11 protein-coding genes and 1 other RNA gene are annotated in these 13,102 nt (G+C 36.0%); 5 read left to right on the forward strand and 7 right to left on the reverse strand.

From position 1 onward, the window contains the following. Position 1: 1 nt before the first annotated feature. Positions 2 to 298: an RnfH family protein gene (locus DK866_RS01025; RefSeq protein ID WP_409076898.1), complete on the reverse strand. Its 297-nt coding sequence runs from the start codon at positions 296 to 298 to the stop codon at positions 2 to 4. Further along, positions 288 to 722, reverse strand: a complete 435-nt coding sequence (locus tag DK866_RS01030; RefSeq protein ID WP_006533588.1) for an SRPBCC family protein — start codon at positions 720 to 722, stop codon at positions 288 to 290. Before DK866_RS01030 ends, DK866_RS01025 begins: the two co-directional genes overlap by 11 nt. Positions 723 to 877: 155 nt before the next feature. On the opposite strand from DK866_RS01030, the gene smpB reads away from it, so the two are divergent. The 3 genes from smpB to DK866_RS01045 all read left to right on the forward strand — a co-directional run bounded on the left by smpB (position 878) and on the right by DK866_RS01045 (position 3,210). Beyond that, positions 878 to 1,360 (forward strand): SsrA-binding protein SmpB, encoded by a 483-nt coding sequence (gene smpB / locus DK866_RS01035; protein WP_109407355.1) that lies wholly within the window; start codon positions 878 to 880, stop codon positions 1,358 to 1,360. Between the two features lie 59 nt (positions 1,361 to 1,419). Continuing rightward, positions 1,420 to 1,786, forward strand: a transfer-messenger RNA (tmRNA) gene (gene ssrA / locus DK866_RS01040). Positions 1,787 to 1,968: 182 nt separating this feature from the next. Further along, positions 1,969 to 3,210 (forward strand): integrase domain-containing protein, encoded by a 1,242-nt coding sequence (locus DK866_RS01045; protein WP_109407356.1) that lies wholly within the window; start codon positions 1,969 to 1,971, stop codon positions 3,208 to 3,210. Between the two features lie 214 nt (positions 3,211 to 3,424). Here the strand turns inward: DK866_RS01045 and DK866_RS01050 are convergent, their stop codons facing one another. Both DK866_RS01050 and DK866_RS01055 read right to left on the reverse strand, forming a co-directional pair. Continuing rightward, a complete protein-coding gene (locus DK866_RS01050; RefSeq protein ID WP_109407357.1) occupies positions 3,425 to 4,735 on the reverse strand; it encodes a hypothetical protein in 1,311 nt (436 codons plus the stop codon). Positions 4,736 to 5,251: 516 nt separating this feature from the next. After that, entirely contained in the window at positions 5,252 to 6,259 is a 1,008-nt protein-coding gene (locus DK866_RS01055; RefSeq protein ID WP_162556962.1) for a potassium channel family protein, read from the reverse strand. A 690-nt stretch (positions 6,260 to 6,949) separates the two neighbouring features. Here DK866_RS01055 and DK866_RS01065 point away from each other — a divergent pair. Continuing rightward, positions 6,950 to 8,533, forward strand: a complete 1,584-nt coding sequence (locus DK866_RS01065; protein WP_162556963.1) for a hypothetical protein — start codon at positions 6,950 to 6,952, stop codon at positions 8,531 to 8,533. Positions 8,534 to 8,773: 240 nt separating this feature from the next. Here DK866_RS01065 and DK866_RS01070 read toward each other — a convergent pair whose 3' ends face one another. Next, positions 8,774 to 9,937 (reverse strand): hypothetical protein, encoded by a 1,164-nt coding sequence (locus DK866_RS01070; RefSeq protein ID WP_109407361.1) that lies wholly within the window; start codon positions 9,935 to 9,937, stop codon positions 8,774 to 8,776. Positions 9,938 to 10,095: 158 nt separating this feature from the next. Here DK866_RS01070 and DK866_RS01075 point away from each other — a divergent pair, with 158 nt between their 5' ends. Then, positions 10,096 to 10,314, forward strand: coding sequence for an AlpA family phage regulatory protein (locus DK866_RS01075; protein WP_109407362.1), 219 nt, complete (start codon positions 10,096 to 10,098; stop codon positions 10,312 to 10,314). 215 nt (positions 10,315 to 10,529) lie between these two features. On the opposite strand, the gene DK866_RS01080 is transcribed toward DK866_RS01075, so the two are convergent. Further along, the gene (locus DK866_RS01080) at positions 10,530 to 11,114 is read right to left on the reverse strand and encodes an inovirus Gp2 family protein (RefSeq protein ID WP_109407363.1); all 585 of its coding nucleotides are present in this window, start codon (positions 11,112 to 11,114) and stop codon (positions 10,530 to 10,532) included. A gap of 299 nt (positions 11,115 to 11,413) precedes the next feature. Next, on the reverse strand, positions 11,414 to 12,850 hold the full coding sequence (locus tag DK866_RS01085) for a YfjI family protein (RefSeq protein WP_109407364.1): 1,437 nt from the start codon (positions 12,848 to 12,850) through the stop codon (positions 11,414 to 11,416). Between the last annotated feature and the right edge of the window lie 252 nt (positions 12,851 to 13,102).

A 13,102-nucleotide genomic window follows, 5' to 3' on the forward strand; every position in this document is an offset into this window, starting at 1 on the left:
GTTACTCCGCTTTTTGTCGTGCTTTTTCAGCACGCTTACGACGCATTTCTTTAGGGTCGGCAATTAAAGGTCGATAAATTTCAACTCTATCACCGTCTCTCACATTATCACTTAGCTTTGCTGGCCGACTATAAATACCAACTTTATTCTTAGTTAAATCAATATCATTACAAATAGTTAAGATATTTGAAGCAATAATGGCTTGTTCAACAGTGTCCCCTAGCGTTAGTTCTACAGGGATAAGATACTGTTTATCGGGCAACGCATAGGTTACCTCTACCCATATTTTAGTCACGATAGATCTCTTTCGCTCTGTGAGTAAATGCTTGAACCATATTGTTCGTTAAATCTTTAAAAATACGGCCAAAAGCTAACTCAATTAATTTATTAGTGAACTCAAAGTCTAGCTGAAATTCTATCTTACACGCATTATCATCAAGTGCGGTAAACACCCACCCCCCAGTCAATTTACGAAAGGGGCCATCAACAAGACGCATATCAACACGTTCATTAGTCTTTAAAAAGTTATGGGTAGTAAATGTTTTACTAATTCCCGCTTTTGAGACATTTATTGATGCAATCATTTCTTCTGGTGTGCTTTTGATCAGTTTACTTCCAACGCATCCTGGTAGAAAATCAGGATAAGTAAGAACATCATTAACCAGTTTAAACATTTGCTCTGTGCTAAAAGGGACGAGAGCAGATCGACTAATCTGAGGCATAGTTATTCCTGTACGACAACACTGTGTGGATCATATCATTGAACAGTGACTAATTAAAAATCTAATGGAATATAGCTTAAGTTTTATGCAATTGAAAAGAAAACAGTCGGTTAAATGATTTCTTTCTATTGCTCATACAGTATAATGTGGACATTATGACAAAGAAAAAATCACACAAACCTGGTTCCGCGACCATTGCGTTAAACAAACGTGCTCGCCATGAATATTTCATCGAAGATGAGATTGAAGCGGGTCTGTCGTTACAAGGCTGGGAAGTTAAATCACTGCGTGCCGGTAAAGCAAACATCAGTGATAGCTATGTTATCATGCGTGATGGCGAAGCTTATCTTTTTGGTGCAACCATTACTCCTTTAAATGTTGCATCAAGCCATGTCGTTTGTGACCCGACTCGTACCCGTAAACTATTATTAAAACAACGCGAATTAGATTCACTTTACGGTCAAATCAATCGTGATGGATACACCGTCGTTGCTCTTTCTCTTTATTGGAAGAATGCATGGTGTAAAATTAAAATTGGCGTAGCCAAAGGTAAAAAAGATCACGATAAACGCGATACCATTAAAGATCGTGAGTGGAAATTAGACAAAGCACGTATCATGAAAAATGCTAACCGCTAAATTTCGTTAAGTACTAGCAATTACAAGTATTTTTCTGATATACTCGCTTTCAACAACTTGGGGCTGATTCTGGATTCGACGGGATTTGCGAAACCCAAGGTGCATGCCGAGGGGCGGTTGGCCTCGTAAAAAGCCGCAAAAAAGATAGTCGCAAACGACAATCAGTACGAAGCACTAGCAGCTTAATAACCTGCTTAGAGCCCTCTCTCCCTAGCTTCCGCTCTTAAGACGGGGATCAAGAGAGGTCAAACCCAAAAGAGATCGCGTGGAGACCTAGCTTGGGGTCAAAGCGTTAAACTTAATCAAGCTAGCTTATTCATGGCGCGTCTGTCCGCAGTGGGTAAGTGAAATTAAAGATAGACTAAGCATGTAGTACCGAGGATGTAGAAATTTCGGACGCGGGTTCAACTCCCGCCAGCTCCACCAAATTATCTTCTAAGGACGTCCAAAGAAGACTGAAAAGCCCGCTAACTCAATGAGTTGCGGGCTTTTTTATGTCCTGCGCAGTCTGATGTCACCTAATTAAATCCAATCATCTTAGGCACCTTGATAGGCACCTCGTTAACCTTTATAGTTTTTGAGGTGCCTAAAATAATGGAACATCAAAAATGGCAAGACAAACCAAACCTTTATCGGTAAAAGAGATCGATGCAGCGAAACCAAAACAGAGTGATTATGTCCTCTATGATGGAGATGGATTAGAGTTATTGGTTAAATCCAATGGCAGCAAGCTGTGGTCATTTCGTTATATTCGCCCCCTCACCAAAAAGCGCGCTAAGAAAAGTCTTGGCGCTTATCCTGCGGTCAGTCTTGCTGAGGCACGCAGTTACCGACTTGAAGCAAGAACATTGCTCGCGAAACAGATAGACCCACAAGATCACCAGAAAGAACAAATCCGTAACACGTTAGAAGCAAAGAAAAATACTTTTCAACTTGTTGCTGAACGTTGGTGGGAAGTGAAGAAGTCCACCGTAACCGAAGATTACGGTAAAGATATCTGGCGCTCACTTGAACGTGACGTATTTCCTGCTATTGGTGATATCAGTGTTATTGATATCAAAGCCCATATATTGGTTAAAGCAATACAACCCGTTCAAGCAAGAGGCGCATTAGAAACTGCTCGTCGCCTATGTCAGCGAATCAATGAAGTGATGATCTATGCTCAAAATACTGGCTTAATTGATGCTGTGCCAAGTATCAATATTGGTAAAGCGTTTGAAAAGCCCAAGAAAAAGAATATGCCAAGTATCCCTCCAGATCAGCTACCAAAACTCATGCAGACAATGCGTACAGCTAGTATTAGCCTATCTACTCGATGCTTGTTTATGTGGCAGCTACTCACCATCTCGCGCCCTGCTGAAGCCGCTGAAGCCCGTTGGGATGAAATCAACTTTGAGACTAAGGAATGGAAGATACCTGCTGTTAGAATGAAAATGAACCGTGAGCACACAGTTCCGTTATCTGACGCTGCTTTGGCTATTCTAGAGCTAATGAAACCACTCAGTGGTAATCGTGAGTTTATCTTTCCTAGCCGTATTAAGCCCACCCACCCCATGAACAGCCAAACCGTCAACGCTGCATTAAAACGCGCTGGATTCGGCGGTGTATTGGTTTCTCATGGTCTACGCTCAATTGCTAGTACCGCCCTAAATGAGCAAGGCTTCCCACCTGATGTAATTGAAGCAGCCCTCGCCCACGTTGATAAAAACGAAGTGAGACGCGCTTATAACCGCAGTGATTATTTAGAGCAAAGACGCCCTATGATGCAATGGTGGGCTGATTTTATTGAATCGGCTGATAGGGGAAGTATTATTGAAGGTGGAATAAGAGGGATATCGCTAGTTGGGTAACTTATGAGCACTAGTTCAAATTGAATTAGTACTATAATGGCACAGAGTTATACACGTCATCCAGACATCGGTTCTGTGCCATTTTCAGACGTTCGACTTTCATACGCTGGTCTGACTTTCTTCATCAGCAAAGGGAATCAGCTGGTTCATCAGGCGAATCTAGGCTTTAGATTCCCGTTGCCCATAAAGACAGGACAAGTAATCAACGATTACATCACTCCGCCGTTACCACTCTATGCCGAAAAGAAGGTACGCCTTCATAATCAAAGTCATCACCAAATAGCTCGTCTATACGTGCCTTGATCACAACATAGTCTTCTCGTGCTCTACCCCGAGCATAACATTGTCCATTGTTCTCGATTTGTTTTACTAAATGACTAAGTGAGTCGCGATCAAATAAGCCTATATATTTTTGAATTGCGACCTGAAACCGAGCGTCTGCTTGATCATAGCTATAGCTAACTGAATAGTACGCAGTCACGATGCGGCAGAATTTTTTCTGCCACTCCTCTGAATCTGATATTTCTAATAAGACGTCAAATTGCCCCGGAATAAATGTAGGATGTTCATCACTCTTTATCCAATCTTCAACATCATTTCCATGCACATTTAAATCAGATTTTATAAACCAACCAACTGTTTTACCTACATCATCAGTGTTGATGCAATGCTCTATCTTTAGGCGCGCATCGTCGCTTAATAATGGATAAATCTGGTGGTTTTTTGAAAGATAAAAAACAAGATAAGATAGTGGTGTTCCGGTTGATGCTATATTGCTGTAATAGTCATTGTCGCCTTGAACTTCTGCTGGTATTGCAGGTATATTCCGAGAGGATAGAACCTCTAAAGCATGCAGATTTATTTTTCGATTTTTTTCACATTCCTCATTATCTAGTTTAAAAACTAGCTTCCACAAAGAACGAAAAATATTTATCTCTACTGACCGTCTCGTTCTACTAAGATACCTACTTTCAATATACTTTTTTACTTTTTCTCTGCTATTAAGAACATCAGATGACTCTGCAAGGTCTTCCAATAATTCCTTCATTATGCGTTGAGTATAAAACGGTGGCTTAATAAGCAACCCTTCCAAAGTGTTTCTCAGGAGAGAGCGCACAGTTTCTTTGTTTGGTGAATGAAGCTCCCTCTCTGAATTAAGAACCGGATGCGCAGAAAGATGCCTTTGTTTTTGGAGATAACGTAAGCCTTCATACTCAGAGGTATCTAGTAAGAAAGTCTTACCATGAACATCATCAAGAAGTTTTATTTCCCATGCTGATGACTTGTAGTCTTCATTTTGGATTGTGGTAACTTCTTGAAGAATTTCCTTTGCTGCCGCATCATCGTATAAATCTATTAAGCTCTGAAGCTTGTAAACGATGTCACATATTGCTACTGACCAAAGCATAACGACTGAGGATCGATAGTTTCCATTATTATATGAGGATAATACTTCTTGAAAGTACCCTTTTGTTTTTCCGTAATGGATTTGCTCTGAAATCAATTCTAGAGAAAATTCTTGCATTTCTTATGCTCCAATATCTGACAAGCAGCTAGTACAAATCTAAGCTGTGTATGTTAGCGCGTCCTTGTTTCGGCGCTTTGTTATGCGTGTACGATACAGCCACATATCAGAATACAGCCGCACCAATAAGACCGCACATGCTGAAAAATAATGTTTGTTTCATTAGATCAATACGTTAGTCTTGACCGAACGGATTAAAACCATAAATGAATATTACACAGGGAATTAAAGAATCTAGTAAGTACCAATAAAAATCCTGCCTCTCTAATTTTTAAACACATAGTGCAAAGGCAAAGCCCAAGCTATTACAACAACTATGGCCACTATTGTCGCAACATTTGCCGTTAATAGCGATATAGCTATACCAGAAGATGCAGTACCAATTGAATCAATCGCACTGACGACAAAAGTCACAACAAAGACGGTTAGAACTGTACATAAGCTAGCTATAGATAGCGATTTCATAACGCTCACGTAATAGGCGCGAGCTTACGAGCGTCCTAATTGACGAGTTTGTTAATTTTTTTGCTGCTCAGATGGAGCAAATTTAATAATGTCGGCAATAGCAGAGCCAATTGAGGGGGCAGTGACCCCCTTCCTTAAATCAACAGTCATAAGAATGTGCTCTCCTGATGTATTTTCATCTAGCAGAGCGATTAGGTTTAGCAGTTTCTCATGGAAGTCTCTAATTGAATTCGGTTTCTCAGGCACTTCAACACTGCTGTGTTCAATAGTTAACATGTTGATGCGAGGAATCTTGAACCCTTGCTCTCTCTCTAACTGGATCATTTGTTTAGCTCGCCTCCAATGATTTAGAAAATTATGGTTTTTCAAACCAACAAGTAACTCAATTAAATCAATGGGTAGTGACGTGGCAAATTTATTCAAATAGTCGTCTATCTGTGCAGAGAACTTATTATTCTCTTGTTCAATAAAGTCTCCCCAAGTTATTACATTTTTCCCATACCTAGTCTCGTTTGAAAAGAAATCTTGCAGGGATATTTGATCATAATATTCTTGAGAAAATAGATTTTTAGGAACTAATTTTACGAAGTCATCTGTTACTCTAGTTGTTGTCACCTTATAGGTTTCGGAGAGAACTTCCATATAGTTGACAACCGCTGGCTTTAAAATTGTTAGTAGCTTTTTCAGGGTATTCTTTTCAACTTCTTCTTCAAATTTTCTTTGGGCAAAGTCTTTTCGTTCACCCAGCTTGTGAGATATGGAATTCAAGAATAAACCAATAGTAATAACTCCCAAAACAACTTGCGCAGTTACTACGAGAAGAAGTGGGGTAGCATCAAGACTCGGAGTCAAATCACCAAAACCTAATGTGGTGACTGTGATGACACTAAAATATAACGATTGCACATAACTTATTGAATCACCTTTGAAGTCATTGGTGAATACAAATACATAAATCAGGCTGAATATCAAAATATTTGCTAAATAAACCACTCCATAAGCAAGTGGTGCGTAGGAGGTTACATCCAAGAATTTTTTGTTTTTTGTCTTTAAATTCAAATCAACCCCTTGATTTAACTCAAAAAATCCGCACCACACTCACGGGTAAATTTGGAGCATTGCGGAAAATTTATCGGGTGCTGCGCTTGTTAAAAAACGTCTACCCGAATTAGTTTCCTAACCCCCATCTTCGTATTTATAACAGGCAAAATAGTTAATTGTATCCATGTCGCCAGTAACGAATTTGTCGCAAATTGGCCATATACAATAGCTTACCACTCTCTATTAAAGCTGACCACACAACTATACCGAGAGCGAGAACTAATCTCTTAATTTATTTTTAATTTACGATATTACTGAGACTTCTTGGTAAATCACTAGATAATTAACGATGGCCCCCCCTTAAATTGAACCATGTCGGTTATGTGAACAGCTACTTTATTAAGACTAAGGAAATCAAGCAACATGCCCGGTTTTGGGGTAAAGCCGATATTTACCAGTGCTTTATGAAAGGGACAAAATTTCTGCTCCTCGCTCATTACAGACTTAAAAATATACATCTTACATGTCAATTATGGTGATAATACTTTCCGCATTTTTACAACTAAAAACTGCAAAATGATAATCCAACTCTACTATTTGATATATAAATTGGATACAAATTTATCTACTTCTAATCTATTGAAACATATACACTTGATATCAGATTATTAATGTGTGATATACCCATCTAAGTCTAGAGGAATAATGGTGCTTAAATATGCATTACAAAAGGATTTGAACACTTTAAGACATATAGACCATGTAGAAAATGGCTTAAAATGCAATTGTGTATGCGCTGGCTGCGGAGACCGCCTTATTGCCAAAAATAATGGAGTTAGTGGCACAATACATCATTTCGCTCATTATTCTAAAAACGAAAATAATAGTTGTTTAATGACCCAACTTCACATAGTAGCACAACACTTTTTCCTTGAATCTCAGTCCCTTTTTATCCCCCCTGTATCCTTTCAATACAAGGGACAAGTACTGAACCAAAGTGAAGCACTTGCAAATGTATATAATGCAGACTTAGAAACTCGTATTGGGCAATATGTTGCAGATGTGTTTTTGGAAACCAATATTGGCAACATAGTAATTGAAGTTTTTGTCACTCATAGAAATCAATCAGATAAAACAAAGTATTACCAAGAAAATAAAATTCCTTCTATTGAGTTTGATTTAAGTACTTATCTTAATCGTAGTATTGAAGAAGCTCTTTTTGATTTAAAAACCAACAAAGTGCCTTACAAGTGGCTTTATGAGTGGTGCAGGGATCAGCTTGTAGATGAATATGAAAAATTACTGACACAAAAAAACGAAAAAATTGAAAAAAAACGTATTCGTAGTGCAAAAGACACAGCAAGAAAATTCATCAAAGGCAACCATATTCTTTTGCCAAGTCTTACCCAAAAGTTTGAGTGTATAATTGACGGTTATACATATAAAGACGAGGTCAGCATTTATTCTCGATCAGAACAGCCAGTAGATAGTGTTGTTCAGGTAAAACTGACGGAGGAATTTCTTTTACTTAAAGCGTCGATAGGTAACAGCTATATTTGGGTAGTATTATTATTAAAAAATTATTTACCAAAAGAGATTGATAACCTTGATGGTAGTGTAATTATTCGTACTCCAGCAACATCTGAAAATAATCAAGCGACATGGACTTGGTTAAAATACCCTAAATTAATTCAAAAAATTAAGAAATATGAACACAATTTCTTTGAGGAATCCAACTTAAAAGCCCAAAAGGCAAGAACAACAGAAGACGCAGTAAAACAAGCAACAACCAATGCTAAATTTTATCTAACTTCAAAAAATCACTTATTCAAAAGGGACTATCCCAAGTGGTCAAAATGGATGATAAAGAATAAGTTATTCCAATATAGCCCTTCTAAGAAACACCCCAATTTACCTCATGCACTTACTTATATCCGAAGCTACCCTTGTCTTTGGCCATTTGAAACATGGGATATTTTAGCCTTGAGTCTCTTAGCTGAAATCGTCGACAATAAACCTAAAAATACGCAAATACTCTACGAGACTTTGTTCAACGAGCTAATAGAGCATACAGGGCTACATAAAGATTTTTTCTATATTGAACAGCTCATTGCCCCACACGCTGTTGCTGTTGATAAAAAATCGATTGTACTACGTTCTGAAATTATCGAAGAAGCACTTAGACCATATGCCAATACGGGAGCTATCAATTGCTTTAAAGGTGAGTTTAAGCGTTTGGGTTCACTAATGGAAGCCATCGATTTGGCCCCTCACTATTATTTTGGTCGCTAATTATTGGCAGCTAATACCACAACTTAACTTGAGAAAAGTATCTGATATATTTTAAAAGCCTTGCTGTTGCTCTGTCGCCTAAACATTGCACGCTAAACACCAACTACTCTATGACAAAAGCAAACAATATTGAAGTACATATTCCACATGTTATTTCAATCCATTATAAACGAGGATATTTTCTATTTTGATCAATAAGTAAGTACTTAGGAGTACTTACCTCATCCGAAAAAACACTATTTATTCATATTTTTTATATTTAAAGGCTGAATCGTAATAACGATCGTGATTAAGATACCAAGGCTGCATATATCCGTCATTCATTAAAAGTGAACCATAATGTTCAAACTCATCATACCCACCTTCTTCCTTTCTTATTTTTTTATCTCGCAAATATAAACTTTTTGCTGATACATTAAAACCGTAATTTAGAAACTTTAATTTAACGTTTTCTGAGATTGTGTTGCTATTGTCAGCCTCATAATAAATCGCTTTGTTTGGCTCTTCCAAATATCTAATCTCAAGTTCACATGCCCCTAGGGTTCCTAGCCAGCGTCCTTGTGTACCACCAAACATTCGTTTATGAAGATAATATTTACTCATGTTTTTAAGCAACGTTTCAGCTGTCGTTTCTGAAACATGTTCTTTACACGGAAAAATCACAATCGTGATTTTTTTCTCTTCTAGTAAAAAAACATCAATAAGCCTTTTATAGTAATCCGCTATCATTTTACGTTCGGTATGAGATACATCAGGAGCTAGAGTTGGAAAGGCAATAGTGTTATTTTTATCCATCATTACACTAATCGCTCTTTGAAACATCCTAAATTCAAAAAATAAGCCAGCACGGATAAATAATAGCGATAGCTCTGAGTCTAAGTTTGGTGCATGCTTATCAGCTTTACGAGAGTATTTTTTACATAAAATAATATTGCGACTCACCAGTTCATGATAAAAACGAAAAGCCGCATCCGGATATTCAATTGCATAACAACGTTCAGTCAGTCGAAATTTAATAAAAAAAGGCATTGCTGATAAAGATAATGTCTTATCGTTTATCAACTCGTTAACTACCTGATTGATGAATTTACCGTCAATACCATTGACATCTATAATCTTAGAAAGTATGGAAAGTACAGAATTTATTTTATTCTTAACATTCTTTTTACATTTCTTCTTATCAATAGATAAATGAATTTCAAGATTAGCAAGTATATAGTGCTTGTTTATTTCTGCCTGTTTTCCCGTTATTTTTTTCTCTCGGAGTATTCCATTTATTCGTTCAAGAATGCAATGGTATCGTTCTGCGACTATCTCTCCTCTCACATAACTAAAAATGTTTCCAAAATGAAGAGTATCTATCGCATCAAACGCTGCTTTTTGTAAAGGTGTAGTAGATGGCATAAATCAATGACAAAAAAAGTAAGTAATAAATGCTCATTTTAGACACTATTCACCTTCATTACAATTCATCTCATACCAGCTAATCAGTTCGATAGCGGATAACAGAAAATCGTTACTTAGCAAATATTTCAAATTATTAGAGTTTAAGAGGTGAAAATATGAGTTATCATACTCAGACTATGAAAATTCTTCGTATTTCTGCGGTTATGACCAAGATTGGTGTAGCACGTTCAACGATATACGACTGGCTAAATCCAAATTCAAAACGCTATGATCCTACCTTTCCAAAGCAAAAGCAGTTGGGAAAAAAGTCTGTTGGGTGGATAGAAGCCGACTTAGATGAATGGTTGCATCAATGTGGTAGAACTAAGCTATAAATACATTGTATTGGTATTATCGCGCGTAACTTTATTCACCTATATTACACTTTATATTGATTATTACGGACGTTAAACCAGTATTAACGTCCATATTAGCTGAGAATCCATAGAAAAGTTAATTAGTATAAATAATGACCAACACTTAAAATATCTTGATTAATTATTTTCAAACTGATAATTAAATTAACTTCGTTATTACAATTACCCCGTATTTATCCTCGACTCATTCCTATAGACCGATATCCATCGTGATAACTCTTTGTGTGATCTTTTGCTAAATAATCCATTCGATGAAGTAAATTTGCTAATTGCTGAGAGTAGTCCCTTTGATTAATATTGAGCATATGTTGACCGTTTTCAGTAAAATGAATTAGTCCGTTGCATTGAAATCTTTCAATTCCCAACGCACTACACCATGCTTGTTGAATTAACCCAGCCAAACTAGTCTTTGAATCAAACTTCCCCGCACTATAATAGAAATCTTTATTTAATAACAATAAAATATGGTAGTGTTTACGATGATTAAGCTCTCCAATCTCACGAACCCAAATATACCGTAGGCGATTACTCCAGTTATGCTCCCAATCCTGATTCTTATTTTTACAATCAACTTCAATCTTAGCCTTTAAAGACTCAATAAAACGAGTTATCTCTTTATTTGAATCACCGTATTTATAATAAGATGGAAAATGAAGATCAACTCGTAAAGCAAGTGTACGAGGAAACTCCTGTACAGCATAGTTTATTACAGTCAAGAATGATTGTTGATATTGAGAGTTATAAGTATAAGCTTTCATTGTAAGTTTAATACTCCTTAATAAGAATTTTAAGTGAGTATCGGTATATATAATTACAAATATAGTTAAAATAAAAATTAAAGGATTATATACTCAATTTATTAAGCATATATAATAACATATTATATATATTACTATACCGACACAACAGAACTTAATAGTTAGGTAAATACAAAAGCCATGGACCTTTATTTATCTATCTAACACTTTAAATAATGGTCATTTAACTCTGATATTATTTTCGAGAGAATTCATCATTAAATTCTGCGATTAGTTGCTACAGTAGCAACAGTAGCGAATTAATAAAGTAGAAACATAGGGTGTTTTGTAAAAATATTGTTATTGAAATCTCTGTTTTTTTCGATCCTTTTTGCACCGTATGGTGGTTCATAAATAGATACTATATTCTCTCGTTCAAGTTTTGAAATAACATTAAGTAGTAACTTACCTTTTCGTAATACATTTGGTCCATATCGCCGAATATCATTCAGCCTTATACTGTTCGTATTACTTCGATAATACTCACGATCTAACCATGATAATAATAGGGCTTCATAATACCCATCTTCATAACCAAATAAATTAACAGCTTGTTGCATATACCATTCACAGATAGCCTCAGCCCCATCAATATATTCTTTTTTTATTTTACAACCCCCTTCAATAAAATAACTAAAAACTGCTGCTAAACGTGCAATATTATTTGCTAATTTGGATGCAAAATCCCTCATATTGGCATATTCTTCTTCTGGACGAAGTTTATTTTCGATGTCATCATAAATTTCTTCCCATGCATATTGAGCTGAATCATCTAACAATAAGGATGATTTACTATCTGTTTTTTTTCTTTCCTTATTCTCAGTTAATAATTGATTTATTCGGATATAAAATTTATCGAGGTATTCTTTATGATTTGGACTATCTCTTATAAAACGCTCACCTTGAGTCGTCAAATTATCATCAATATGTACAACTAAGCAACGCGCAAAAAAAACACTTCCACGAGCTTTATCTCCTTGCCTCTTTAAATATAAATCAAAAGGTTTTCTCTGTACCATAACTGATAGCGTAATTCGCCCATCTTCTATCGTAAAACTTTGTGTCGTTTTTCTATCAATACGAAAAGCCACACCATCCCACATTGAGTTAATAAAACTTAAATCCTTCATTACTTGCCTATCTAAAATATTAGCTCCTTCATCTGCAATCAATCCAATATAAGGGTAATGATTATACATACCTATTTGCAGTGCTTCTGGTGTCACATTGTTATAAATGTACCGATGACATCTCGGCATAATAGGCTTATCTATTTGTAGTATTTTTAGTCTTTCTAGCTGTTCCTCCGTATTTTGTCCTTGGGTCGTTTTCTTACGAATCTGGCTTAAAATCGCTTTTTCTTTTTGCTCCCAAACCGTTATTTCAAGTGAATAGTTTATTTTTTCTTGTTCAAACGTTTTTAATGAATTTAAATCATGTTGATAGAAAGGTTTCATAACCATTTTATCTACCGTTGTTTTACGTTCCCCTGAATTTGCAATCACAAGTAAAAATAATGATACGGGAAATGGTTCCATTTGATTAACTTTCACATTTATCAAACTTTGACAAGATAAAGACATGGCACTAAGAACAGAGGAGGCGATCAAAGGAATCGGAGCTTGAGTACATTCATTAATATCAAGGATAACCTCACGAATACATGATGGAAAAGCCTGTAATGGAAAATGAGACATAATTACACCTTAAATTTATTTCGGTTTAGAGATGCCTAATTAATCGCATTTCCAATCGCAAGTCAACACAACAAAAATCTTATATATCAGAATGTTAATTAGATTTCATTAGGTTGTATTGGCTTTAATTAGATGGAATCAGATAAGAGAAAAACTATTTTTTAGACTCTTTTTTTTATTTAATTTACATTTATTTACAAAATTATTAATAATAAATCTTATAGTTTCTTTTTGAGTGATAAATAATCGCTT

This window comes from Proteus genomosp. 4 str. ATCC 51469 (assembly GCF_003144375.1).
Taxonomy (GTDB): domain Bacteria; phylum Pseudomonadota; class Gammaproteobacteria; order Enterobacterales; family Enterobacteriaceae; genus Proteus.

Bases quoted from the DNA above. Each gene is read 5' to 3' on its own strand.
- smpB (WP_109407355.1), top strand. From the start codon at position 878: ATGACAAAGAAAAAATCACACAAACCTGGTTCCGCGACCATTGCGTTA.
- DK866_RS01050 (WP_109407357.1), bottom strand. From the start codon at position 4,735: ATGCAAGAATTTTCTCTAGAATTGATTTCAGAGCAAATCCATTACGGA.
- DK866_RS01070 (WP_109407361.1), bottom strand. From the start codon at position 9,937: ATGCCATCTACTACACCTTTACAAAAAGCAGCGTTTGATGCGATAGAT.
- DK866_RS01080 (WP_109407363.1), bottom strand. From the start codon at position 11,114: ATGAAAGCTTATACTTATAACTCTCAATATCAACAATCATTCTTGACT.
- DK866_RS01075 (WP_109407362.1), top strand. From the start codon at position 10,096: ATGAGTTATCATACTCAGACTATGAAAATTCTTCGTATTTCTGCGGTT.
- DK866_RS01085 (WP_109407364.1), bottom strand. From the start codon at position 12,850: ATGTCTCATTTTCCATTACAGGCTTTTCCATCATGTATTCGTGAGGTT.
- DK866_RS01045 (WP_109407356.1), top strand. From the start codon at position 1,969: ATGGCAAGACAAACCAAACCTTTATCGGTAAAAGAGATCGATGCAGCG.
- DK866_RS01030 (WP_006533588.1), bottom strand. From the start codon at position 722: ATGCCTCAGATTAGTCGATCTGCTCTCGTCCCTTTTAGCACAGAGCAA.